Raw genomic sequence first — 24,153 nt, 5'->3', positions numbered from 1 at the left:
CTCGGTGCTTATGGGCGTGGCCAGTCTGTCACTCTGTCGGTGTCGCCTGAGGCGTATTCGACCGAACTGCTCAGGAGCCGAAACGTGGGGTCCATTCCGATGCAACGGGAGACCACTTTCCGTGCGTCCGCCCAGCCGGGGCACCAGCCCGGACCGCCGGCGGTGGTGTGCACATCGCTGCCCGGCAACCCGTTGGCGCCCGCCGCTGCACGAAGGTTTGTGCGAGCTGCGCTCGTCGACTGGAGCGAACTCTCCGTGCCCGCCGCCGCGGGCGTCACCGACCGTGTCACCGATGATGCCGTGCTGCTGGTCAGCGAGCTCGTCACGAACGCCGTCGTCCACGCGGGCACCACGGTCGAGCTGGTGTGCCGGCTCGACGAGGCGGGTCTGGGCGAGAGCACCGACTCCCTGGTCATCGAGGTGTCCGACCACCATCCCGCCCGCGCCGTCCGCAGCGATCCCTCGTCCCAGGCGCCGGGCACGCCCGAGTACGGCCGGGGCCTGCAGCTCGTCGCCGCCCTCTCCGAGTCCTGGGGCATCACCTACCGCACCGGCACCAAGTCCGTCTGGGCCCGCCTGCCCGTCGAGGGCGTGCAGGCGCCCCAGGAGATCGAGTCGTACGCGAGCGAGCAGGCGATGCAGCGCGGCCTTCGCGGCATCGACATCCTCGCGCCGCTGCCGAGACGGGTCACGCACGACACCGAGTGGGTCAACCGCGGGGCGCTCACCTTCCTCGCCGAGGCGTCGGATCTGCTCGCAGGGCAGTTCGACGAGGAACTGGTGGCCGCCCTCGCCGGGCAGCTGCTCGTGCCGCGGCTCGCGGACTGGTGCGCGGTATGGCTCGACGACGAGGCGGAATCCGCGCCACGCGGAGACGGGAACAGCGTCCCCGCGAGCCGGCTCGCCCGCGTCTGGCACGCCAGCGAGCAGCGCATGGAGGAACTGCGCCGCAGCCTGGAGAAGGCTCCGCCCCGGCTGCCCGAATCGGCGGGCTCCGGCGCCGTCCCCGTGCCGTGGCCCGGCGAGGCGATGACCGGCGAGGAGACCGGCACGGCCCTGGCGTACCGCCTCACGGCCGGCGGCGGTGCGCTGGGCACACTCGTCATCGGACGGGCCGGGATGATCCGCTTCGCCGACGAAGTCACCGGCCTCATCGAGGACTTCAGCCGCCGGGTCGCGCTCGCCATCAGTGCGGCGCGGCGCTATCAGCGGCAGGCCACCATCAGTCAGGTCCTGCAGCGCGGACTGCTGCCGAGCTCCGTCGCGGACATCCCCGGTATGCACAGCGGCCTGGTGTACGAGCCGCGGGACAAGGGCGGTCCCGGCGGCGACTTCTACGACGTGTTCCAGGCGGGCAAGAACCGCTGGTGCTTCGCGCTCGGCGACGTCCAGGGCAAGGGCGTCGAGGCGGCTGTCGTGATCGGCCTCGCCCGGCCGTGGCTGCGGCTGCTCGCCCGCGAGGGGTACGAGGTCGCGGAGGTCCTCGACCGCCTCAACCAGCTCCTCCTGGACGACGCCACGGAGGCCGCCGACGCGGCCGCCGCGGTGGTCGCGGTCGCGGGCGGCCAGGGATTGCCGGCCGACGGCGCCACCTCCCGCTTCCTCTCCCTGCTCTACGGCGAGCTGGTGCCCATGGACGGCGGCGGCGTCCGCTGCACGGTGGCGAGCGCCGGACATCCGCTGCCGCTGCTGCTCTCCCCCGACGGGACCGTCCGGGACGCGGCCACGCCCCAGCTGCTGCTCGGGGTCGACGACGCGACGTACACCAGCGAGACCTTCGAGCTGTGGGCGGGCGACACGTTGCTCTGCGTCACGGACGGGGTGACGGAGCGCCGCTCGGGACGCCGGATGTTCGACGACGCCGACGGCCTCGCGACGGCACTCGCGAGCTGCGCCGGCCTCGACGCGGGCCTGGTGGCGGAACGGATCAAGAGGTTGGTGCACGAGTTCTCGGAGAGGCCGCCGGACGACGATCTGGCGGTGCTGGTGCTGCAGGCGCAGTAGGGGCGCCCGGCGCGCGGCGTCCGCTTGTCCGGCGGTGCGGGACAATCGAAGGTATGCCTTCCGCACTTCCCGATGGTGAGCCCATGCCCGAGGACGGCGCGCTGCCCGCGTCCGCCCTGCAGGGAGCGGGGGCCCGTCCGCTCGGCTTCTACCTCCACGTCCCGTACTGCGCCACGCGCTGCGGCTACTGCGACTTCAACACCTACACGGCGACCGAGCTGCGCGGCTCCGGCGGCGTGCTCGCCTCCCGCGACAACTACGCGGACACCCTGATCGACGAGGTGCGGCTCGCACGGAAGGTGCTCGGGGACGACCCGCGCCCCGTCCGGACCGTCTTCGTCGGGGGCGGTACGCCGACGCTCCTCGCCGCATCCGACCTCGTACGCATGCTGGGCGCGGTCCGGGACGAGTTCGGGCTCGCGGACGACGCGGAGATCACCACCGAGGCGAACCCGGAGTCCGTCGACCCGGCCTACCTGAGCGAGCTGCGGGCCGGCGGCTTCAACCGCGTCTCCTTCGGGATGCAGAGCGCGAAGCAGCACGTACTGAAGGTGCTCGACCGTACGCACACGCCCGGGCGCCCCGAGGCGTGCGTGGCCGAGGCGCGGGCGGCGGGCTTCGAGCACGTCAACCTGGACCTCATCTACGGCACGCCGGGCGAGACGGACGAGGACTGGCGGGCCACCCTCGACGCGGCGATCGGCGCCGGGCCCGACCACGTCAGCGCCTACGCCCTGATCGTCGAGGAGGGCACGCAGCTGGCCCGGCGGATTCGGCGCGGGGAAGTGCCGATGACGGACGACGACGTGCACGCGGACCGGTATCTGATCGCCGACGAGGTCCTCGGGGTTGCGGGCTTCTCCTGGTACGAGGTGTCCAACTGGGCCACTTCCGAGGCCGGGCGGTGCCTGCACAACGAGTTGTACTGGCGGGGGGCCGACTGGTGGGGGGCCGGGCCGGGGGCCCACAGCCATGTGGGGGGTGTGCGGTGGTGGAACGTGAAGCATCCGGGGGCTTATGCGGGGGCGCTTGCCGCGGGGCGCTCGCCGGGGGCGGGGCGGGAGATTCTCGCCGATGAGGACCGGCGGGTGGAGCGGATTCTGCTGGAGCTGCGGCTGCTTGAGGGGTGTCCGTTGTCCTTGCTGCGGCCTGCGGGGCTTGCGGCGGCGGGGCGGGCGCTGGCCGAGGGGCTGCTTGAGGCGGGGCCCTTTGAGGAGGGGCGGGCGGTTCTTACGTTGCGGGGGCGGTTGCTGGCGGATGGGGTTGTGCGGGATCTGGTGGATTGAGGTTCGGACGGGCCCTGCGGGGCTTTCCCCAACCCCGCCCCTTCCCGAAAACCCGCTCGGCGCGGGGGCCCTGTGCCTTGTGGTTGCTGTCATCACCGGCTCCGCCGAGTTCGTCCTCAAACGCCGGACGGGCTGAATGATCTCAGCCGGGCCGGGTGGGCAAGCGCGGGGTAATCGGGTGGGTGGGCGGGAAAAATCCGCCGCGGAGCGGCGGTGTAGTACGCGCCGTGCAGCGGCCGTGCAACGCGCCGTACGCAGGGAACGTGGCCCGCGACGGGCTACTCCTCCGGGCCCGTGACGAAGTCGATCAGTTCCTCCACGCGGCCCAGCAGCGCCGGTTCCAGATCCCGGTAACTGCGCACCGAGCCCAGGATCCGTTGCCACGCGGCGCCCGTGTTCGGGGGCCAGCCGAGCGCCTCGCAGACGCCCGTCTTCCAGTCCTGGCCGCGCGGGACGCGGGGCCACGCCGAGATACCCACGGACGACGGCTTCACCGCCTCCCACACGTCGATGTAGGGGTGCCCCACCACCAGCGCGGAGGAAGAACTCACCTCCGCCGCGATCCGGGACTCCTTGGAGCCGGGCACCAAGTGGTCCACCAGGACGCCGAGGCGTGCGTCGGGGCCGGGGGAGAACTCCGCGACGATCGCCGGGAGGTCGTCGATGCCCTCCAGGTACTCGACGACCACGCCCTCGATGCGCAGGTCGTCACCCCACACCCGCTCGACGAGCTCCGCGTCGTGCCGCCCCTCGACGTAGATCCGACCGGCACGGGCGACCCGGGCCCGCGCTCCCGGTACGGCCACCGAACCGGACGCGGTACGTGTGGGACGTACGGGAGAAGCAGCCGCTGACGGGCGGACGAGGGTGACCGTCCGGCCCTCCAGGTCGAAGCCCGCGGGAGTCATCGGGAAGACCCGCTGCTTGCCGAAGCGGTCCTCCAGGGTCACCGTCGGACCCTCCGCCGTCTTCTCGCAGCGGATCACCGCCCCGCAGAAGCCGGTGCTCAGCTCCTCCACCACGAGGTCCGCCTCCGCGGCGACCTCGGGCACGGGCTTCGGCTTCTTCCAGGGGGGAGTCAGGTCCGCGGAGTACTGGCGCATTCGCATGACGATAAGAGAAGCGGCGTACGACCGGCTACGACACGCCGAAACGGGCCGCCAGTGTGGCGCGTTGCGCATGGACAAAAGCCGCATCGACCACCGCGCCGTGCCCCGGCACGTACAGCGCGTCCTGCCCGCCCAGTTCGAGGAGCCGGTCCAGCGCCGCCGGCCACCGCTCCGGTACCGCGTCGTCGCCCGCCTGCGGTTCGCCCGACTCCTCGACCAGGTCGCCGCAGAAGACGATCTCCGGGGAGCCGTCCGTGCCGGGGACCAGGACCGCCAGGTCGTGGCCCGTGTGGCCGGGGCCGACGTTCGCGAGCAGGACCTGCACCCCGCCGCCCAGGTCGAGCGTCCACTCCCCGCACACCGCGTGGTGCGGCCGGACGAGCAGGTCGGCGGCCTCCGCCGCGGCGTCCGGGGCGACCCCGTGCCGGACGGCCGAGTCGCGCAGTTCCTCGCGGCCCCGCGCGAGGAGCTTGTCGACGCCGACCGCGCCGTACACCTCCACGCCCGCGAACGCCGCCGCACCGAGCACATGGTCGAAGTGCGGGTGCGTCAGGGCGAGGTGAGTGACCCGCCGCCCGCCGCCGAGAATGCCGCGCGCCTGAGTGCGCAGCTCCGCCCCCTCGCGCAGCGTCGCCCCCGCCTCGATCATCAGGGCCGATTCGCCGCCGACGACAAGACCCGCCGTACAGTCCCAGACAGGAAGGCGCCGCCGCCCCACATGCGGCGCGAGCCGCTCCCAGCCCGCCTCGTCCCAAGCCAGTGCCACGTCCATACGCCGACGCTAGCCCGCCGGCGGTCGCTCGGCAGCCGCTGCCCTTGCCGGGCCCGTACCTCACGGCCGTACACTGGGCGCGGCGCAGGCTGGCACTCACCCGAGGGGAGTGCCAGGCAGGGCCGCAGGACGGGCAGGACAGACAGGTTTCAGGGCAAAAGGTGGAGGTGTGCGCGGATGCTCAATGAACGCAGGCTCGAGGTGCTGCGCGCCATCGTCCACGACTATGTCGGCACCGAGGAGCCCGTCGGCTCCAAGGCGCTCACCGAGCGGCACAGCCTCGGGGTCTCCCCGGCCACCGTCCGCAACGACATGGCGGCACTGGAGGAGGAAGGGTTCATCGCCCAGCCTCATACGAGTGCGGGGCGCATCCCCACGGACAAGGGGTACCGCCTCTTCGTCGACCGGCTCGCGGGCGTCAAGCCGATGGCTGCGCCGGAGCGCAGGGCCATCCAGAACTTCCTCGACGGCGCCGTCGACCTCGACGACGTCGTGGCGCGCACGGTGCGGCTGCTGGCGCAGCTGACCCGGCAGGTCGCGGTCGTGCAGTATCCGTCGCTCACACGGTCGACGGTGCGGCACGTGGAGCTGCTCTCGCTGGCTCCGGCCCGGCTGATGCTCGTCCTGATCACGGACACGGGCCGGGTCGAGCAGCGCATGATCGACTGCCCCGCCCCGTTCGGCGAGACCTCGCTCGCGGATCTGCGGGCGCGGCTCAACAGCAGGGTCGCGGGCCGTCGCTTCGCGGACGTGCCGCAGTTGGTGCAGGACATGACGGAGTCCTTCGACGCGGAGGACAGGGGCACGGTGGCGACCGTGCTCTCCACGCTCCTCGAAACCCTCGTCGAAGAGACCGAAGAGCGGCTGATGATCGGCGGAACGGCCAATCTCACCCGCTTCGGACATGACTTTCCCCTCACCATCAGGCCCGTCCTCGAGGCCCTTGAGGAGCAGGTCGTCCTGCTCAAGTTGCTTGGCGAGGCCACAGATTCGGGCATGACCGTACGGATCGGTCACGAGAACGCCCATGAGGGACTCAGCTCTACGTCCGTGGTCTCCGTCGGCTACGGTTCGGGCAGCGAGGCAGTAGCCAAACTCGGCGTGGTCGGCCCGACCCGCATGGACTATCCGGGAACGATGGGAGCAGTACGCGCAGTGGCACGTTACGTCGGACAGATCCTGGCGGAGTCGTAAGTGGCCACGGACTACTACGCCGTACTAGGCGTGCGCCGCGACGCTTCCCAGGACGAAATCAAGAAGGCCTTCCGGAGGCTTGCGCGAGAGCTTCACCCGGACGTGAATCCGGACCCGAAGACTCAGGAGCGCTTCAAGGAGATCAACGCCGCGTACGAGGTGTTGTCGGACCCGCAGAAGAAGCAGGTCTACGACCTCGGCGGCGACCCGCTGTCCCAGGCGGGCGGCGGCGGTGGCGCGGGCGGTTTCGGAGCCGGTGGCTTCGGCAACTTCTCGGACATCATGGACGCGTTCTTCGGGACGGCGTCGCAGCGCGGCCCCCGGTCGCGCACGCGCCGCGGCCAGGACGCCATGATCCGGCTCGAGATCGACCTGGACGAGGCGGCCTTCGGGACCACCAAGGACATACAGGTCGACACGGCGGTCGTCTGTACGACCTGCAGCGGTGAAGGCGCCGCGCCGGGAACGTCCGCCCAGACGTGTGACATGTGCCGCGGTCGCGGTGAGGTGTCGCAGGTCACGCGGTCCTTCCTCGGCCAGGTCATGACGTCGCGGCCGTGCCCGCAGTGTCAGGGCTTCGGCACGGTCGTGCCCACCCCGTGCCCGGAGTGCGCCGGCGACGGCCGCATCCGGTCGCGGCGGACGCTCACCGTGAAGATCCCCGCCGGTGTCGACAACGGCACGCGGATCCAGCTCGCGGGCGAGGGCGAGGTCGGCCCCGGCGGCGGCCCCGCCGGCGACCTGTACGTGGAGATCCACGAGCTGCCGCACGCCGTGTTCCAGCGGCGCGGGGACGACCTGCACTGCACGGTCACCATTCCGATGACGGCCGCGGCTCTGGGCACCAAGGTGCCCCTGGAGACGCTGGACGGCCTGGAAGAGGTCGACATCCGGCCGGGCACGCAGTCCGGTCAGTCGGTGCCGCTGCACGGCAGGGGCATCACGCACCTGCGGGGCGGCGGACGAGGCGACCTCATCGTGCACGTCGAGGTCCTCACGCCGACCAAGCTGGACGCGGAGCAGGAGCGGGTCCTGCGGGAGCTCGCGCAGCTGCGCGGCGAGGAGCGGCCCACGGGGCAGTTCCAGCCGGGGCAGCAGGGGTTGTTCTCGCGTCTCAAGGATGCGTTCAACGGGCGGTAGCGCCTTGAGCAGTACCTTTTGGACGCCCCCGGTGTCGGGTCAGCCCGTGCCGGGGGCGCTTCGTTGTCCGCGGGCCGTCGTGGTTGCTCGCGCAGTTCCCCGCGCCCCCTACGGGGCGCTCTCGCCCCTTGCGGGACGCGATTCGGCCCCCCGGCCAGGTCATGGCACGATGCGTTCATGCCCACCGCACTGACCGATCTCTGCCGCCTTCCGATCGTGCAGGCCCCCATGGCCGGCGGCGCTTCCTGCCCCCAGCTCGCCGCTGCCGTCTGCGAGGCCGGAGGGCTCGGATTCCTCGCCGCCGGGTACAAAACCGCCGACGGGATGTACCAGGAGATCAAACAGTTGCGCGGGCTCACCAGCAGGCCGTTCGGCGTGAATCTCTTCATGCCGCAGCCCGAGTACGCCGACGCCGCCGCCATCGACGTCTACCGCAACCAGCTCGCCGGTGAAGCCGCCTGGTACGAGACGCAGCTCGGTGACCCGGACAGCGGCCGCGACGACGGCTACGACGCCAAGCTCGCGATCCTCGTCGAAGACCCGGTGCCGCTGGTGTCGTTCACCTTCGGCTGCCCCACCCGCGACGTCTTCGACGCCTTCGCCCGTGTGGGCACGATCACGGTCGTCACCGTCACCACGCCCGAAGAGGCGCAGACCGCCCAGTGGTCCGGCGCCGACGCCGTGTGCGTCCAGGGCATCGAGGCGGGCGGCCACCAGGGCACGCACCGCGACAACCCCGAGACGGACGGCGCCGGGCTCGGCCTTCTCTCGCTCATCGCGCAGGTGCGCGAGACCGTGCAGATCCCGATCGTCGCGGCCGGCGGTCTGATGCGCGGCTCGCAGATCGCCGCGGTGCTCGCGGCGGGCGCCGACGTCGCGCAGCTCGGCACGGCCTTCCTGGTCTGCCCCGAGTCGGGCGCGAACGCCCTGCACAAGCAGGCCATGACGAACCCGCTGTTCACCCGCACCGAACTGACCCGCGCCTTCTCCGGGCGCCCCGCCCGGGGCCTGGTCAACCGCTTCATGCGCGAGCACGGGCCGTACGCCCCCGCCGCCTACCCCCAGATCCACCACCTGACCAGCGGTCTGCGCAAGGCCGCTGCCAAGGCCGGTGACGCGCAGGGCATGGCGCTGTGGGCGGGACAGGGACACCGCATGTCGCGGGATCTCGCGGCCGGGCAGCTGGTGGAGGTGCTCGCGGCCGAACTGGCCGAGGCGCAGGCCGCGTCGGCGGCCGGCGGACAGGGAACCCAGCCCGGCGGCCAGGCATGACCGCGCCCGTCTTCGTCGTCGAGACCTTCGAGACCTTGGCGAAAGCCGGCGCGGGCGGCGACGGACGCTACGTACTGGACGGTGCCGAAGGGCGCCACGCCGTCTCCGTGAAGCGGCTGCACGCCGGTGAGGACGTCGTCCTGACCGACGGCGCCGGCCGCTGGGCGAACTGCGTGGTCACGGACACCGAGGGCAAGGACCGGCTGATCGTGCGGATGGACTCCGTACGGGAAGAGGCGCCGCAGGAGCCCCGGATCACCGTCGTACAGGCGCTGCCCAAGGGCGACCGCGGTGAGGTCGCCGTCGAGACCATGACGGAGACCGGCGTCGACGCGATCGTGCCCTGGTCGGCGTCGCGCTGCATCACGCAGTGGAAGGGCGAGCGCGGGCTCAAGGCGCTCGGCAAGTGGCGCGCCACGGCTCGCGAGGCGGGCAAGCAGTCCCGCCGGGTGCGCTTCCCCGAGGTCGCCGATGCCGCGTCGACCAAGCAGGTCGCGGCGCTGCTCGCCACGGCCGACCTCGCGGCGGTCCTGCACGAGGAGGGCAGCGAGCCGCTGGCCGCGGCGGAGCTTCCGGCGGCCGGGCACATCGTCCTGGTGGTCGGCCCCGAGGGCGGCGTATCGCCGGACGAGCTCGCGGCGTTCGCCGACGCGGGCGCGAAGCCGTACCGCCTGGGGCGTAGCGTGTTGCGTACGTCGACCGCGGGGACGGCGGCGGCAGCCCTGCTGCTCGGGCGCACGGGCCGCTGGTCCTGAACTCCCGTGCCATGTAAGGGGGATGCCGTGGAACTCGCCCAAGTGCGCCTGCTCGTATCGGACTTCAGCGCCTGCTATCACTTCTACGCCGAAATCCTGGGCCTCAAGCCCCAGTCGGGGGCGACGGAGGGGCCGTACGAGAAGTTCAGTGCGGCGACCGGCTCCGCCGGGATCGCGCTCCAGGACCGCTCGATGATGGCCCGGCTCCTCGACGAGCTGGAGGAACCCGCGACGGGGCACCGCTCACTGGTGGTGCTGCGGGTCGACGACCTCGACGCGTACTGCGCCCGGATCACCGGGCGCGGCGGAGTCGTCGTCCACGGACCCGCGCCGCTGACGGAGCGCATGCGGGTCGCCCATCTCAAGGACCCGGAAGGGAACTTGGTGGAGTTGCAGGAGTGGCTGCTGCTGCGCGGCTGAGGGCGCCGTTCAGGAGTGGCCGGCCGTCCACCTCGCGCGACGGCCCCGGGTTCGTAGAGGTTGAGCCACTTCCGGTCGTCGTCGTCGCGGTCGTTTCCCATGCGCGGAGGCTACGGGCGGGGCAGGTGCCCGGCACGTTCTCTTCCCGGAGCCCTCGCGTCCGCCGGTGTCCGAAGGCGGCCGGAGTGGACGCAAAGGGGACTATCGTCAGGCGGCTCGCAGTGGCACTCTGCCGCCTATGGGGGCATTGAGGCGCATACGTGATCATTCTGTGGGCGCGGGCGGACGGCGCCGGCGGGTGCTGTACGCCGTCGGGTTCGCGGGGGCGGCGGTGATCGGCGTCGCCGCGTGCGATCCGGTCGACGGGTCCATGAACACCGCGGCCGTGGCCATCACCACCGACGAGATGGCCACGAAGGAGCTGGAGCGGCAGCACCTCGACGTGCTGTGGATCAGCTGCACGGCCCGGTTCAAGGACCGGGTCACACCGTCCAGCGGCGATCCGGAGGAGAAGGCCGACGTCGACGTCGACTGCCAGGGGCAGGCCAGAAACGGGAAAGGGTCCGACGACACCAGCAACATCACCGTCAAGGGTGTGGTGTGGTCCGTCGTCGACGGGCACTGCGTGCGCGGCAGCCTGACCGCCAAGGTCGACGGCAAGCAGTGGTTCCACGTGGAGGTGCTCGGCAACTGCGAGGGCGGCGACGACGGGACCGACGACGGCAACTGGGACGACGGCAACGACAACGGCGACGACCAGGGCGGCGACAAGCCCGACGAACCGGACCAGCCGCCCGCCGCGACCGTCACGGTGACCGTCCCCGGGACACCGGACCCGACCTGCTCGTGCTTCAAGGGCAAGTGAGCCCGGCGACCTGACCGCCCGTACAGGCCGGACGTGACGTGTGTGCAGGCAAGTGATCCAAAGCGCTGTCCGGCTCCGCCGTGGCTGCTTAGGCTGGCTGTGTGACACTGACTGGGCACTCTGCGTATCTCCGGTATCCGCATCTGCGCGGCGAGTTGGTCGCCTTCACCGCTGAGGACGACGTCTGGGTCGCGCCCCTCGACGGCGGCCGGGCATGGCGCGTCAGCGCCGACAACATGCCCGTGAACCACCCCCGCATCTCCCCGGACGGGACGACCGTCGCCTGGACGTCCACGCGTGACGGCGCCCCCGAGGTGCATGTCGCGCCGGTCGACGGCGGCTCCTCCAAGCGGCTTACGCACTGGGGGAGTTCGCGTACGGCGGTGCGCGGCTGGACCCCGGACGGACAGGTCCTCGCCGTCAGTACGGAAGGCCAGGCGTCGCTGCGCCGCAGCTGGGCGCGGGCCGTCCCGCTGGACGGCGGACCCGCGGCCACCCTGCCCTACGGCGTCGTGGGCGACGTCGCGCACGGCCCCGAGGAGGGCCAGGCCCTGCTGCTCTCCGCTCCGATGGGGCGCGAGGCCGCCTGGTGGAAGCGGTACCGGGGCGGCACGGCGGGCAAGCTCTGGATCCGGCGTGGCGATGCGGGCGACGAGGCCCGCTTCGTACGCGTCCACGAAGAGCTCGACGGGAACATCGAGTACCCGCTGTGGGTGGGGGACCGCATCGCGTTCCTCTCCGACCACGAAGGCGTCGGCGCCGTCTACTCCTCGCTGCCCGACGGCTCCGACCTGCGCAGGCACACCGGAATCGACGGCTTCTACGCCCGGCACGCCGCCACCGACGGCACCCGCGTCGTGTACGTGTCGGCGGGTGAACTCTGGCTTCTGGACGACCTGCTGGACGCCGCGCCGCGCCGCCTCGACGTACGCCTCGGCGGCCAGCGCACCGACCTCCAGCCGTTCCCCGTGAGCGCGGCCCGCTGGTTCGGTGCCGCCTCTCCCGACCACACGGGGCGGGGCAGCGCCGTCTCCGTGCGCGGCGGCGTGCACTGGGTGACCCACCGCGAAGGGCCCGCCCGTGCGCTCGCCGTCGAGCACGGAGTGCGCGCCCGGCTGCCGCGGACCTTCCGTGTCGACGGCGAGGAACACGTCGTCTGGGTGACGGACGCGGAGGGCGACGACGCGCTCCAGTTCGCGCCCGCCACCGGCCTCGCGCCGGGCGCGACGCCGCGCAGGATCGCCGCCGGGCAGCTGGGCCGGGTGCTCGGGCTCGCCATGGCGCCCGACGGCAGCAGGGCCGCCGTCGCCTCGCACGACGGCCGTGTGCTGCTCGTGGAGCGGGAGAGCGGGGAGGTGCGCGAGGTCGACCGCGGGGAGCACGGGGACGCCGGCGGGCTCGTCTTCTCACCGGACTCGGCCTGGCTAGCCTGGTCGCACCCTGGGCCCCGGCCGCTGCGGCAGCTGAAGCTGGCCAACACCGCCGACCTTTCGGTGTCCGAGGCGACTCCGCTGCGCTTTCGCGACTACGCGCCCGCGTTCACCCTGGACGGCAAACACCTGGCGTTCCTGTCGGCGCGGGCCTTCGACCCCGTCTACGACGAGCACGTCTTCGACCTCGCCTTCGTCGGCGGATCGCGGCCCTATCTCATCACGCTGGCCGCCACCACGCCCTCGCCCTTCGGGCCGCAGCGGCACGGGCGGCCCTTCGAGACGCCCGACAAGGACGAGACCCCGGACAGCGAGGGCTCGCCCGTCACCCGCATCGACCTCGACGGGCTCGCCGACCGCATCGTGCCGTTCCCCGTCGAGGCCGCCCGGTACTCCACCCTGCGGGCGGCCAAGGACGGCGTCCTGTGGCTGCGGCATCCCGTGCGCGGCGTCCTCGGCGCGTCCAGGGCCACCCCCTCGGACCCCGATCCGCGCACCGAGCTCGAACGGTACGACCTGGTGCAGCAGCACATCGACGAACTGGCCTCCGACGCCGACCACTTCTCCGTCAGCGGGGACGGCAAGCGGGTGCTGCTGTGGGCCGACGGAAAGCTGAAGGTCGTGCCGAGCGACCGGCGGGCCTCCGGCGAGGAGGGTTCCGACTCGAACATCAGCGTCGATCTGACGCGGGTCAGGCAGACGGTCGATCCGGCTGCCGAGTGGCGGCAGATGTACGACGAGGCCGGGCGGTTGATGCGGGACAACTTCTGGCGGCCCGACCTGGGCGGGGTCGACTGGGACGGCGTCCTGGACCGCTACCGCCCCGTCCTCGACCGGCTGGCCACGCACGACGACCTCGTGGACCTGCTGTGGGAGGTCGCAGGCGAGCTCGGTACTTCGCACGCGTACGTCGTGGGGGGCGGGAACTGGGGGAGCCCGTCGGCGCGGCAGGGGCTGCTCGGCGCGGACGTCTCGCGGGGCGATGACGGGGCGTGGCGGATCGACCGGATCCTCCCCTCCGAGACGTCGGACCCGTCCGCCCGCTCGCCGCTTGCCGCACCCGGGGTCGCCGTCCGCGCGGGAGACGCGCTGCTGGCGGTCGCGGGGCGCCCGGTGGACCCGGTGACGGGACCCGGTCCCTTGCTGGTGGGCACGGCGGGGAAGCCGGTGGAGCTCACGGTGTCGCCCGCGGGCGGGGGCGATCCCCGGCACGCGGTGGTGATCCCCGTCGACGACGAGGAGCCGCTGCGCTACCACGCCTGGGTCGCGGACCGGCGTGCCTACGTCCATGAGAAGTCCGGGGGACGGCTCGGATATCTCCACGTGCCGGACATGCAGGCGCCCGGCTGGGCGCAGATCCACCGGGACCTGCGGGTGGAGGTGGCGCGGGACGGGCTCGTGGTGGACGTCCGCGAGAACCGCGGCGGACACACGTCCCAGCTGGTGGTGGAGAAACTCGCCCGGAAGATCGTGGGCTGGGACCTGCCGCGCGGCGCGCAGCCGTACAGCTACCCCTCGGACGCGCCGCGCGGCCCTGTCGTCGCCGTCGCCAACGAATTCTCCGGTTCCGACGGCGACATCGTGAACGCGGCGATCAAGGCGCTTGGGATCGGGCCCGTGGTCGGTACGCGGACGTGGGGCGGTGTGATCGGCATCGACAGCCGGTACCGCCTGGTGGACGGGACGCTCGTGACCCAGCCGAAGTACGCGTTCTGGCTGGAGGGATACGGCTGGGACGTCGAGAACTACGGCGTTGACCCGGACGTGGAGGTCTGGACGACCCCGGAGGACTACGCGGAGGGCCGCGACCCCCAACTGGACGAGGCGGTGCGCTTGGCGCTGACCGCGCTGGAATCCACGCCCCCCAAGACGGCTCCGGAACTGCCGGGGGCCTGAGGGCACGGGGGGCAGTCGGGCGGGTGGGTGGGAAAGCGTGTTCGTTCAAGGATGGACGCGGGGTGATCGGGCGGGTGGGTGGGAGAGGGTGTTCGGGGGAAGGGACGCCGGGGGCCGAGGGGAGGGGCGTGGCGGGGGCGCAGCCCGGATAGCATGCGGGGGCAGTGACCACCAGCCAGGACCGGAGGCGCCCGATGCCGGGAGAACCGAACGCAGACTGCCTGTTCTGCAAGATCGTCGCGGGTGACGTACCCGCCACCGTCGTCAGGGAGACGGAGACGACCGTGGCCTTCCGGGACATCAACCCGCAGGCCCCCACCCACGTCCTGGTCATCCCCAAGGTGCACCACCCGGACGCGGCCAGCCTCGCCGCCGCCGAACCCGCCATCGCCGCCGACGTCCTGCGTGAGGCCGGTGAGGTCGCCGCCGAGGAGAAGGCGGAGAGCTACCGCATCGTCTTCAACACCGGCGCCGGCGCGGGACAGACCGTCTTCCACGCGCACGCCCACGTCCTCGGCGGACGCGGCCTGCAGTGGCCTCCGGGCTAACGGGACAACGGGATATCGGGATAGCGGGATAACTGACCTTGTCCGTACGTGAACTGGTCGTCCTCGGCACCGCGAGCCAGGTGCCGACCCGGCACCGCAACCACAACGGGTACGTCCTGCTCTGGGACGGGCAGGGCATCCTCTTCGACCCCGGCGAGGGCACGCAGCGGCAGATGCTGCGTGCCGGGGTCGCCGCGCACGACCTGCACCGGATCTGCGTCACGCACTTCCACGGCGATCATTCCCTCGGCCTGCCCGGCGTCATCCAGCGGATCAATCTGGATCGCGTCCCGCACGACGTGACCGTGCACTTCCCGCACTCCGGGCAGCACTTCTTCGACCGGCTGCGGTACGCCACCGCCTACCGCGAGACCGTGCAGCTCGTCGTGGAACCCGTCGCCGAGGACGGCCGGTTGGCCGTCGCCCCCTCCTTCGCGCTCGATGCCGTCAAGCTGTCCCACCCCGTCGAGTCCTTCGGCTACCGCATCACCGAACCCGACGGCCGCCGCATCCTCCCCGAACTGCTCGCCGAGCGCGGCATCGCCGGGCCGGACGTCGGGCGCCTGCAGCGCGAAGGGGTGCTGCGGGGCATCACGCTCGACGAGGTCAGCGCGGTGCGGCGCGGGCAACGGTTCGCCTTCGTGATGGACACCCGGCTGTGCGACGGCGTCCACGCCCTCGCCGACGGCTGCGACATGCTCGTCATCGAGTCGACCTTCCTCGACGAGGACGAGCAACTGGCGCTCGATCACGGGCACTTGACCGTGGGCCAAGCCGCCCGGGTCGCAGTCGACGCCGGCGTCCGGCATCTCGTACTGACCCACTTCAGCCAGCGCTACCCCGACCCCGGCGTATTCGAGCAACAGGCCAGGGACGCCGGATTCGACGGTGAACTCACCGTCGCACAAGACCTGTTGCGTGTACCTCTGCCCAAACGAACCACCTGAGTGAGCCGCCGCCATGCCCCTTCCCAAAGCCGAACTGCACCTCCACATCGAGGGCACGCTCGAACCCGAGCTGGCCTTCGCCCTCGCCGCCCGCAACGGCGTCACCCTGCCGTACGCGGACACCGAAGAGCTGCGCAAGGCCTATCTCTTCGACGACCTCCAGTCCTTCCTCGACCTGTACTACGGGCTGATGGCCGTCCTGCTCACCGAGGACGACTTCGAGGAGCTGGCCGACGCCTATCTGGCGCGGGCCGCCGAGCAGGGAGTGCGGCACGCGGAGATCTTCTTCGACCCGCAGGCCCACATGGCGCGCGGCGTGGGCATCGGCACCGTGATCGAGGGGCTCGGGCGCGCCCTGGAGCGCAGCGAGGAGCGGCACGGGATCTCGACCCGGCTCATCATGTGCTTCCTGCGGGACCAGTCCGCCGAGTCGGCCCTTCAGACGCTGGAGGCCGCCAAGCCCCACCTCCACCGGATCATCGGCGTCGGGCTCGACTCCGCCGAGGTCGGCCACCCGCCCGCCAAGTTCCGCGAGGTGTACGAGGCCGCCGCCGCGCTCGGCCTGCGCCGCGTCGCGCACGCGGGCGAGGAGGGGCCGCCCGCGTACATCACGGAGGCCCTCGACGTCCTGGGCGCCGAGCGCATCGACCACGGGCTGCGCTGCATGGAGGACCCGCAGCTGGTGGAGCGGCTCGTGCGCGAGCGCGTGCCGCTCACGCTCTGCCCGCTGTCCAACGTCCGGCTGCGCGCCATCGACGTACTCGAAGAGCACCCCCTCGCGCGGATGATGGACGCCGGGCTGCTGTGCACGGTCAACTCCGACGACCCGGCGTACTTCGGCGGCTATGTCGACGACACCTTCCACGCCGTACGGGAAGCCCTCGGCATCGACCAGGAGCGGCTGCGGGAGCTCGCGCGGAACTCGTTCGAGGCGTCGTTCCTCGACGGGAGCGCGCAGGACGAGGAGCTGCGGGCGCGCTATCTCGCCGAGGTCGCGGAGTATTCGTTCGACTGATCGCGAAGGCGGCTGCGGCGGGCTGACAACCCGTCGTTCGAGCCCCGATGGGCTTCTTCCGTTACGTTGCCTGCATGGTCGTACCTCTCAGAACCAGCATCGACCCGCTCAAGGCAGCCCGCAGAGCAGGCGATCCGCCCTGTGATGTCTTCCTCACCGGCACGGTGTTCCTCGACATCATCTTCACCGGGCTCGATTCCGCGCCCGTGCGCGGGACCGAGTCCTGGGCGCGCGGGATGGGGTCGAGTCCCGGTGGCGTGGCCAACATGGCGACGGCGCTCGCCCGGCTCGGGCTGCACACCTCGCTCGCGGCGGCCTTCGGGGACGACCACTACGGGGAGTACTGCTGGGACGCGCTCGAACAGGGCGAGGGCATCGATCTCGCGACGTCACGCACCGTGCCCGGCTGGCACTCCCCGGTGACCGTGTCCATGGCGTACGAGGGCGAGCGGACCATGGTCAGCCATGGGCACGAGCCGCCGCCGGACGCCGATTCCCCGGACGGCGGCGCCCCGGAATGCCCGCCACGCGCGCGTGCCGCCGTCGCCTCCCTGACGCCCGGCACACGCGCGCCCTGGATCGCACAGGCCGCGCGCACGGGCACCCGGATCTTCGCCGACGTCGGCTGGGACGACACCGGGCGCTGGGACCTGGCGGGGCTCGCGGACCTGGAGCACTGCGAGGCGTTCCTGCCGAACGCGGAGGAGGCCATGCGGTACACACGGACCCAGTGCCCCAGGGCCGCCGCCCGTGCGCTGACGGAGCACGTGCCGCTCGCGGTGGTGACGCTGGGTGCGGACGGGGCGTACGCGGTCGACGGGCGGACCGGCGAGACCGCCGAGGTTCCGGCCATCGCGGTCGAGGCGCTCGACCCCACGGGCGCCGGTGACGTCTTCGTGGCGGGCTTCGTGACCGGCACCCTCGCCGACTGGCCCCTCGCGGACCGGCTCGCCTTCGCGGGGCTCACGGCGGCGCTCTCGGTGCAGGAGTTCGGGGGTTCCCTGTCGGCGCCGGGCTGGGCGGAGATCGCCGCGTGGTGGCGGACCGTGCGGGAGGTCGACGACCAGGACCCGGTGGCGCTGCGGCGCTACGGATTCCTGGAGGGCCTGCTTCCGGAGGCCACCCGTCCGTGGCCGCTGCGCCGTGCCGTGCCGACGATCGGGTTCAGATCGGCGTAACAGGTCGTACAGCTGTGCGTCACCGGAGTGAAAAAGCCCTACGGCGGTGTCAGTGGGGCGTCGTACTCTTGGCAGTGCAAGGCTGTCGAGCGGCCACCAAGCCCCGCATGAGGAGGATGAGCAGGCCTAAGTGCCGGCCCATGACTCAGACACCCACAGCTCGTACCCCTGCCAAGGGCCAGTCGCGAGCACACTTCACCGTCCCGGCGAACCACCCGATGGTGACGGTGCTCGGCTCCGGAGACGCCCTGTTGCGCGTGATCGAGAAGGCCTTCCCGGCGGCCGACATCCATGTCCGGGGCAATGAGATCAGCGCTGTCGGAGACGCCCGTGAAGTGGCTCTCATCCAGCGTCTGTTCGACGAGATGATGCTGGTGCTCCGCACCGGTCAGCCGATGACGGAGGACGCAGTGGAACGCTCGATCGCCATGCTCAGGGCGGACGAGGCAGGCGAGGGCGAGGGCCAGGAGACCCCGGCCGAGGTGCTCACGCAGAACATCCTCTCGTCCCGCGGCCGCACGATCCGCCCCAAGACGCTCAACCAGAAGCGCTACGTCGACGCCATCGACAAGAACACCGTCGTCTTCGGCATCGGCCCCGCGGGCACCGGCAAGACGTACCTCGCCATGGCCAAGGCCGTGCAGGCGCTCCAGGCCAAGCAGGTCAACCGCATCATCCTGACCCGCCCCGCCGTCGAGGCCGGCGAGCGGCTCGGCTTCCTGCCGGGCACGCTCTACGAAAAGATCGACCCGTACCTGCGTCCGTTGTACGACGCGCTGCACGACATGCTCGACCCCGACTCGATCCCGCGCCTGATGGCGGCGGGCACGATCGAGGTCGCCCCGCTGGCGTACATGCGCGGCCGCACGCTGAACGACGCGTTCATCATCCTGGACGAGGCGCAGAACACCAGCGTCGAGCAGATGAAGATGTTCCTCACCCGCCTCGGCTTCGAGTCGAAGATCGTGATCACGGGCGACGTCACCCAGGTCGACCTGCCGAACGGCACCAAGTCGGGGCTGCGGCAGGTCCAGGACATCCTGGAGGGCATCGACGAGGTGCACTTCTCGCGGCTCACGTCCCACGATGTCGTACGGCACAAGCTGGTCGGCCGTATCGTCGACGCTTACGAGAAGTACGACGACAGTCAGCAGAACAAGAAAAACGGGAAGTAGCGGAAGCCGCACCATGTCGATCGACGTCAACAACGAATCCGGAACCGAGGTCGACGAGCAGGCGATCCTCGACATCGCCCGCTACGCCCTCACGCGGATGCGCATCCACCCGCTCTCCGAGCTCTCGGTGATCGTCGTGGACACCGACGCCATGGAGCAGCTCCACATCCAGTGGATGGACCTGCCGGGACCGACGGACGTCATGTCGTTCCCGATGGACGAGCTGCGTCCGCCCGCCAAGGACGAGGAGGAGGCCCCGCAGGGCCTCCTCGGCGACATCGTGCTCTGCCCCGAGGTCGCCCTCAGGCAGGGCAAGGAAGCGCCCACCGAGCACTCCATGGACGAGGAGCTCCAGTTGCTCACCGTCCACGGAGTGCTCCACCTCCTCGGGTACGACCACGAGGAGCCGGACGAGAAGGCCGAGATGTTCGGTCTCCAGGCGGCCATCGTCGACGGCTGGCGCGGCGAGAACGGCCTGACCGGGCCGTCTCCGGCGCCGACCGTCTCGTAACCCCATGAGCTTCCAGTTGATCGCGGGCGCCGTCGCCCTGGTCGTCGTCGCCTGGCTCGCGGCCTGCGCCGAGGCGGGCATCGCCCGTACCTCCAGCTTCCGGGCGGAAGAATCGGTCCGCTCCGGGCGGCGCGGCAGCGCGAAGCTCGCGCAGGTCGCCGCCGACCCCACCCGTTATCTGAACGTGGCGCTGCTCGTGCGCGTCGCCTGCGAGATGGCCGCGGCGTCCCTGGTGACGTACGCCTGCCTGAACGAGTTCGACGAGACCTGGCAGGCGCTCGCCGTCGCCATCGCGGTGATGGTCCTCGTGTCGTACGTGGCCGTGGGCGTCTCGCCCCGCACCATCGGGCGCCAGCACCCGCTCAACACGGCCACCGCCGCGGCGTACGTCCTGCTGCCCCTTGCCCGCATCATGGGCCCGATCCCGCCGCTCCTGATCCTCATCGGCAACGCGCTCACGCCCGGCAAGGGCTTCAGGCGCGGCCCGTTCGCCTCCGAGGCTGAGCTCCGGGCAATGGTCGACCTCGCCGAGAAGGAATCCCTCATCGAGGACGAGGAGCGCCGCATGGTGCACTCCGTCTTCGAGCTCGGCGACACCCTCGTCCGCGAAGTCATGGTGCCGCGCACGGACTTGGTCGCCATCGAGCGCTTCAAGACCATCCGCCAGGCGCTCACCCTCGCCCTGCGCTCCGGCTTCTCGCGCATCCCCGTGACCGGGGAGAGCGAGGACGACGTCGTCGGCATGGTCTATCTCAAGGACCTGGCCCGCAAGACGCACATCAACCGCGACAGCGAGTCGGACCTGGTGTCGACGGCGATGCGCCCGGCGACGTTCGTGCCCGACACGAAGAACGCGGGCGACCTCCTTCGCGAGATGCAGCAGGAGCGCAACCACGTCGCCGTCGTCATCGACGAGTACGGCGGCACGGCCGGCATCGTCACCATCGAGGACATCCTCGAAGAGATCGTCGGCGAGATCACCGACGAGTACGACCGTGAACTGCCGCCCGTCGAGGAGCTCGACGACGGCTGCTACCGCGTCACCGCGCGCCTGGACATCGGTGACCTCGGCGACCTCTTCGGGCTCGACGAGTTCGACGACGAGGACGTGGAGACGGTCGGCGGTCTGCTCGCCAAGGCGCTCGGCCGGGTGCCGATCGCCGACGCGTCGGCGCTCGTGCCGCTGCCGGACGGCCGGGAGCTGCGGCTCACCGCGGAGTCCGCGGCCGGACGGCGGAACAAGATCGTGACGGTGCTCGTGGAGCCGGTCGAGCCGAAGGGCGCGGAGAAGGAGACGCCAGGGTGACCCCGCAGGAACTGCGCGCCTTCTGCCTGTCCTTCAACGACGTGGTGGAGGAGTTCCCGTTCGGCCCCGAGGCCTCCGTGTTCAAGGTCGCGGGGAAGATGTTCGCGCTGAGTTCCCTGGACGCGGAGCCGCTGAAGGTGAACCTGAAGTGCGATCCCGATATCGCGGTCCAGCTGCGGGCCGCGCACCCGGAGATCGCGCCGGGATGGCACATGAACAAGCGGCACTGGAACACCGTGACCGCCGACGCGAAGCTCCCGGACCAGCAGGTCCGGGAGCTCGTCGAGGACTCGTACGACCTGGTGGTCGCGGGTCTCCCGAAGGCGGTACGACTGCGGCTCGACCGGCCGTAGACACCGGCTCCTAGGCGTCACGCCGGGTGCGCAGGCCCGCCGCGATCAGGGCCGCCGCCACGAGCACCACCGCCGCGTCGATCAGGAGCACCGTCCGCGTGCCCGCCAGGAGATCCGTGCCGGTCGTCGCGAGGACTCCCAGGAGCGGGATGCCGATCGTGATGCCCACCTGCTGCGTGGACGTCACCAGGCCGGTGGCCAGGCCCTGCTCCTCGTCCGGGACACCCGAGGTGACCGTCACGCCGTACGAGATGATCGCGCCCAGGTGGAACATGCTCGCCACCGATACGCCGGCCGTCGCGAGCCAGACCGACCCCGTGCCCTCGTCGATGCCGAGCAGCGCCGCGATGAACAGGCCCTGGCCCAGGAGCGAGACGACCAGGGTGCGGCGCGCCCCGAAGCGGCTGATGACCTTGGGCGCGTAGATCCCGGCGACCACCGAGAGCACACCCTGCACGCCGAAGACCAGACCCGTCTGGAAGGCGGAGAGCCTCAGGACTTCCTGGAGGTAGAGCGTGAGGACGAAGACGACCGCCGACATCATCGAGAAGGTGACGAGACCGCCCAGGTTGCCCCACGCGACCGTCCGGCGCCGCAGCATCGGCAGCGAGACCAGCGGCGACTCGGCGCGCGACTCGATGTATCCGAAGGCCGAGAGCAGCAGCACACCCGCGACGAGCGTGACGATGACGTCCGTGCCGCCGAAGCCGCGTTCGGCGGCCGTGGAGAGCGCGTAGATCAGGGCGAGCAGACCGCCGGTGACCGTGACCGCGCCGGGGATGTCCAGGCGGGGGCGCTCCGGGGTGCGGGACTCGGGCAGGAGGCCCGGCGCGAGCGGCAGCACGATCAGGACGAAGAGGGTCAGCAGGCCCATCGTGGAGCGCCAGCCGAGCGTGTCGGTGAGTACGCCGCCCAGGACCATGCCGACGGTGAAGCCGAGCGAGAGCAGCGTGCCGGATATCCCGAGCGCGCGGTCACGCTGCGGGCCCTCGGGGAACGTCGTGGTGAGCAGGGACATGCCGGTCGGCACGATGGCCGCCGCACCGACGCCCTGCAGTGCGCGTGCAGTGAGGAACGACGCCGGGTCCCAGGCGAAGGTCGCGAGCACCGAGGCCAGGCCGAACAGGGCGAGGCCGCCGAGGAACAGCTTGCGCCGCCCGAACAGGTCGCCGGTCCGGCCGAAGAGCAGCAGGAAGCCGCCGGAGGGAAGGGCGAACGCGGTCACCGCCCACTGCAGCGCGGACTGGCTCATGCCCAGGTCCGCGCCGAGCACGGGCAGCGCCACGTTCAGCACGGAGAAGTCGAGCGCGACCATGAACTGGGCGGCGCAGAGCACGAAGAGGACGAGCTTGTCGCGGGAGGAGAGCTTGGGGGCCGGGGGCCGAGGAGCGGGGGCCGCCGTTGTCGTGGACGGGGGAGTGGTGGTGTCGATCGCCATGAGTTGAGCTTCGGGCGTCAGGAATAGCCGTGGGGAGCGGGAACTTATGCTGGTGGTCGTAACACCAGGCAGGGGGGAGCTTGCGAATGGCAGGGACGAGTGAGGCGGCGGCTGCGCGGCCCCGGGACGAATCCAAGGCACGGCGACTGGGCGAACTGCGCGAGTTCCTGATGAGCCGCCGGGCCCGGGTCAGCCCCGCGGAGGCGGGACTCCCGGACGGCGGGGCGCGGCGGCGTACGCCGGGTCTGCGCCGCGAGGAGGTCGCCGTGCTCGCCGGGGTCGGTGCTTCCTGGTACCAGTGGCTTGAGCAGGGCCGCGACATCTCCGTGTCGCCGCAGGTCCTGGACTCCGTGGGGCGCGTCCTGAAACTGTCGAGCGCCGAGCGGCGGCATCTGTACGTGCTCGCCGGGCTGAACCCGCCCGCACCCGAGGTCGAGCAGGCCGACCGGGACATGTGCGAGGGGATGCAGCGCCTGATCGACACGTGGATGCCGTACCCCGCGCACATCATGGACCGCTACTACAACTGCGTCATGTACAACGACGCGGCCGGAATGGTCTTCGGGATGCGCCCCGAGATCACCCAGAACTGCCTCGTGGACTTCTTCACCGACCCCATCTACCGCTCCCGGAGCGTTAGTTGGCGGACCAATGCGGAGTCGGTCGTCGCCCAGTTCCGCGCGTCCTGCTCGGAGACCCCGGACGACGAGGGCTTCCAGGCGGTCCTGGCCGAGGTGCGGGAAGCGGCGGGCGAGGAGTTCACCGAGCTGTGGGAGCGGCGGGACGTGCGGCCCGCGGGGCAGGTCCACAAGGAGCTCATCCATCCGCTGGTGGGGGCGTTGCACGTCGAGTCGACGGCGTTGCGGGTGCCGGCGCGGCCCGATCTGACGATCGTGCTGCATACGCCGCTTCCGGAGGCGGAGACCGCGGCGAAACTGGAGTGGCTCGCCTCGCCCGAGGGGCGGCGGGGGTCGATGTACCCGGTGGCCCCGATAGCCATGTAACGCCCTGACCTCCGTATGCTCGGCTCATGACCGAGAGTGCTGCGCTTGGCGCGCTTGATGCTGAGGACCGGAAGATCGTTACGCTGGCTCGTTCGGCGCGGGCGCGGAATGGGGTGGCCGAGGGGGCCGCTGTGCGGGACGAGACGGGGCGTACGTATGTCGCCGGTACGGTTTCGCTGGACTCCCTGAAGCTTTCTGCCCTGCGGACTGCTGTCGCCATGGCTGTCGCGTCCGGTGCGGAGTCCCTTGAGGCGGCGGCCGTTGTCTCCTCCGAGGAGGCGCTGTCCTCCGAGGACCTTTCCGCGGTGCGGGACCTTGGCGGGGCCGGGACGCCGGTGTTTCTGGCGGGGCCGGACGGGGAGGTCCGGGTGCGGGCTCAGGCGAACTGACTCTCTCCCCAACCCCGCCCCTTCCCGTAAACCCGCTCTGGCGCGTGGGCCTACCTGGGGCTCCGCCCCAGACCCCCCCCACGAATTCCGAACACGCCCGGCGGGGCGAAAAATGTAGCCCCCGCCGCCGGTGTGGTAGCACCACG

Annotated in this window: 22 protein-coding genes; 19 read left to right on the top strand and 3 right to left on the bottom strand. The window is 71.3% G+C overall.

The features are described 5' to 3' along the window. The first annotated feature begins 99 nt into the window (after positions 1 to 99). Together ACWFR3_RS29980 and hemW are read left to right on the top strand one after the other, a co-directional pair. Positions 100 to 2,004 carry a SpoIIE family protein phosphatase gene (locus tag ACWFR3_RS29980; RefSeq protein ID WP_453737809.1) on the top strand — a complete coding sequence of 635 codons (1,905 nt, stop codon included), beginning with the start codon at positions 100 to 102 and terminating at the stop codon, positions 2,002 to 2,004. 53 nt (positions 2,005 to 2,057) lie between these two features. Beyond that, entirely contained in the window at positions 2,058 to 3,290 is a 1,233-nt protein-coding gene (gene hemW, locus ACWFR3_RS29975) for a radical SAM family heme chaperone HemW (protein ID WP_453737782.1), read from the top strand. A 278-nt stretch (positions 3,291 to 3,568) separates the two neighbouring features. Here hemW and ACWFR3_RS29970 read toward each other — a convergent pair whose 3' ends face one another. Together ACWFR3_RS29970 and ACWFR3_RS29965 are read right to left on the bottom strand one after the other, a co-directional pair. Beyond that, positions 3,569 to 4,393 carry a DUF3097 domain-containing protein gene (locus ACWFR3_RS29970; RefSeq protein WP_453737781.1) on the bottom strand — a complete coding sequence of 275 codons (825 nt, stop codon included), beginning with the start codon at positions 4,391 to 4,393 and terminating at the stop codon, positions 3,569 to 3,571. Between the two features lie 34 nt (positions 4,394 to 4,427). Further along, positions 4,428 to 5,171, bottom strand: a complete 744-nt coding sequence (locus ACWFR3_RS29965; RefSeq protein WP_453737780.1) for an MBL fold metallo-hydrolase — start codon at positions 5,169 to 5,171, stop codon at positions 4,428 to 4,430. Between the two features lie 177 nt (positions 5,172 to 5,348). Between ACWFR3_RS29965 and hrcA the strand changes: the two genes are divergently transcribed. From hrcA to ACWFR3_RS29890, 15 genes are all read left to right on the top strand, one after another. After that, complete coding sequence (hrcA, locus tag ACWFR3_RS29960; RefSeq protein ID WP_249589973.1) at positions 5,349 to 6,365, top strand: heat-inducible transcriptional repressor HrcA; 1,017 nt, start codon at positions 5,349 to 5,351, stop codon at positions 6,363 to 6,365. Next, on the top strand, positions 6,366 to 7,505 hold the full coding sequence (gene dnaJ, locus ACWFR3_RS29955) for a molecular chaperone DnaJ (protein ID WP_190080490.1): 1,140 nt from the start codon (positions 6,366 to 6,368) through the stop codon (positions 7,503 to 7,505). A 177-nt stretch (positions 7,506 to 7,682) separates the two neighbouring features. Then, on the top strand, positions 7,683 to 8,777 hold the full coding sequence (locus ACWFR3_RS29950; protein WP_453737779.1) for a nitronate monooxygenase: 1,095 nt from the start codon (positions 7,683 to 7,685) through the stop codon (positions 8,775 to 8,777). Then, positions 8,774 to 9,532, top strand: coding sequence for a 16S rRNA (uracil(1498)-N(3))-methyltransferase (locus ACWFR3_RS29945; RefSeq protein WP_453737778.1), 759 nt, complete (start codon positions 8,774 to 8,776; stop codon positions 9,530 to 9,532). The genes ACWFR3_RS29950 and ACWFR3_RS29945 overlap by 4 nt, the downstream gene beginning before the upstream one ends. A gap of 27 nt (positions 9,533 to 9,559) precedes the next feature. Continuing rightward, positions 9,560 to 9,952 (top strand): VOC family protein, encoded by a 393-nt coding sequence (locus ACWFR3_RS29940; RefSeq protein WP_453737777.1) that lies wholly within the window; start codon positions 9,560 to 9,562, stop codon positions 9,950 to 9,952. A 238-nt stretch (positions 9,953 to 10,190) separates the two neighbouring features. Continuing rightward, positions 10,191 to 10,817: a hypothetical protein gene (locus ACWFR3_RS29935; protein ID WP_453737776.1), complete on the top strand. Its 627-nt coding sequence runs from the start codon at positions 10,191 to 10,193 to the stop codon at positions 10,815 to 10,817. A 107-nt stretch (positions 10,818 to 10,924) separates the two neighbouring features. Further along, positions 10,925 to 14,143 carry a S41 family peptidase gene (locus ACWFR3_RS29930; RefSeq protein ID WP_453737808.1) on the top strand — a complete coding sequence of 1,073 codons (3,219 nt, stop codon included), beginning with the start codon at positions 10,925 to 10,927 and terminating at the stop codon, positions 14,141 to 14,143. Positions 14,144 to 14,337: 194 nt separating this feature from the next. Further along, positions 14,338 to 14,691, top strand: coding sequence for a histidine triad nucleotide-binding protein (locus ACWFR3_RS29925; RefSeq protein WP_453737775.1), 354 nt, complete (start codon positions 14,338 to 14,340; stop codon positions 14,689 to 14,691). 38 nt (positions 14,692 to 14,729) lie between these two features. Next, positions 14,730 to 15,638, top strand: a complete 909-nt coding sequence (locus tag ACWFR3_RS29920; protein ID WP_453737774.1) for a ribonuclease Z — start codon at positions 14,730 to 14,732, stop codon at positions 15,636 to 15,638. Between the two features lie 13 nt (positions 15,639 to 15,651). Further along, positions 15,652 to 16,653 carry an adenosine deaminase gene (locus ACWFR3_RS29915; RefSeq protein WP_453737773.1) on the top strand — a complete coding sequence of 334 codons (1,002 nt, stop codon included), beginning with the start codon at positions 15,652 to 15,654 and terminating at the stop codon, positions 16,651 to 16,653. 74 nt (positions 16,654 to 16,727) lie between these two features. After that, positions 16,728 to 17,831, top strand: coding sequence for a carbohydrate kinase family protein (locus ACWFR3_RS29910; RefSeq protein ID WP_453737772.1), 1,104 nt, complete (start codon positions 16,728 to 16,730; stop codon positions 17,829 to 17,831). Between the two features lie 140 nt (positions 17,832 to 17,971). Then, a complete protein-coding gene (locus ACWFR3_RS29905) occupies positions 17,972 to 19,006 on the top strand; it encodes a PhoH family protein (protein WP_453737771.1) in 1,035 nt (344 codons plus the stop codon). Between the two features lie 13 nt (positions 19,007 to 19,019). Beyond that, positions 19,020 to 19,517 (top strand): rRNA maturation RNase YbeY, encoded by a 498-nt coding sequence (gene ybeY, locus ACWFR3_RS29900; RefSeq protein WP_453737770.1) that lies wholly within the window; start codon positions 19,020 to 19,022, stop codon positions 19,515 to 19,517. A 4-nt stretch (positions 19,518 to 19,521) separates the two neighbouring features. Further along, positions 19,522 to 20,823: a hemolysin family protein gene (locus tag ACWFR3_RS29895; protein WP_453737769.1), complete on the top strand. Its 1,302-nt coding sequence runs from the start codon at positions 19,522 to 19,524 to the stop codon at positions 20,821 to 20,823. Further along, positions 20,820 to 21,176 (top strand): MmcQ/YjbR family DNA-binding protein, encoded by a 357-nt coding sequence (locus tag ACWFR3_RS29890; protein WP_453737768.1) that lies wholly within the window; start codon positions 20,820 to 20,822, stop codon positions 21,174 to 21,176. The genes ACWFR3_RS29895 and ACWFR3_RS29890 overlap by 4 nt, the downstream gene beginning before the upstream one ends. 10 nt (positions 21,177 to 21,186) lie before the next feature. Here ACWFR3_RS29890 and ACWFR3_RS29885 read toward each other — a convergent pair whose 3' ends face one another. Continuing rightward, positions 21,187 to 22,614: an MFS transporter gene (locus ACWFR3_RS29885; protein WP_453737767.1), complete on the bottom strand. Its 1,428-nt coding sequence runs from the start codon at positions 22,612 to 22,614 to the stop codon at positions 21,187 to 21,189. An 86-nt stretch (positions 22,615 to 22,700) separates the two neighbouring features. On the opposite strand from ACWFR3_RS29885, the gene ACWFR3_RS29880 reads away from it, so the two are divergent. Next, positions 22,701 to 23,618: a helix-turn-helix transcriptional regulator gene (locus ACWFR3_RS29880; protein ID WP_453737766.1), complete on the top strand. Its 918-nt coding sequence runs from the start codon at positions 22,701 to 22,703 to the stop codon at positions 23,616 to 23,618. A 26-nt stretch (positions 23,619 to 23,644) separates the two neighbouring features. Next, on the top strand, positions 23,645 to 24,007 hold the full coding sequence (locus tag ACWFR3_RS29875; RefSeq protein WP_453737765.1) for a cytidine deaminase: 363 nt from the start codon (positions 23,645 to 23,647) through the stop codon (positions 24,005 to 24,007). Positions 24,008 to 24,153: the final 146 nt, after the last annotated feature.

The organism is Streptomyces sp. NPDC055189 (genome assembly GCF_053606765.1).
Note: the sequence above shows the minus strand (reverse complement) of the source record. Positions and strands in the feature narration are given on the sequence as shown.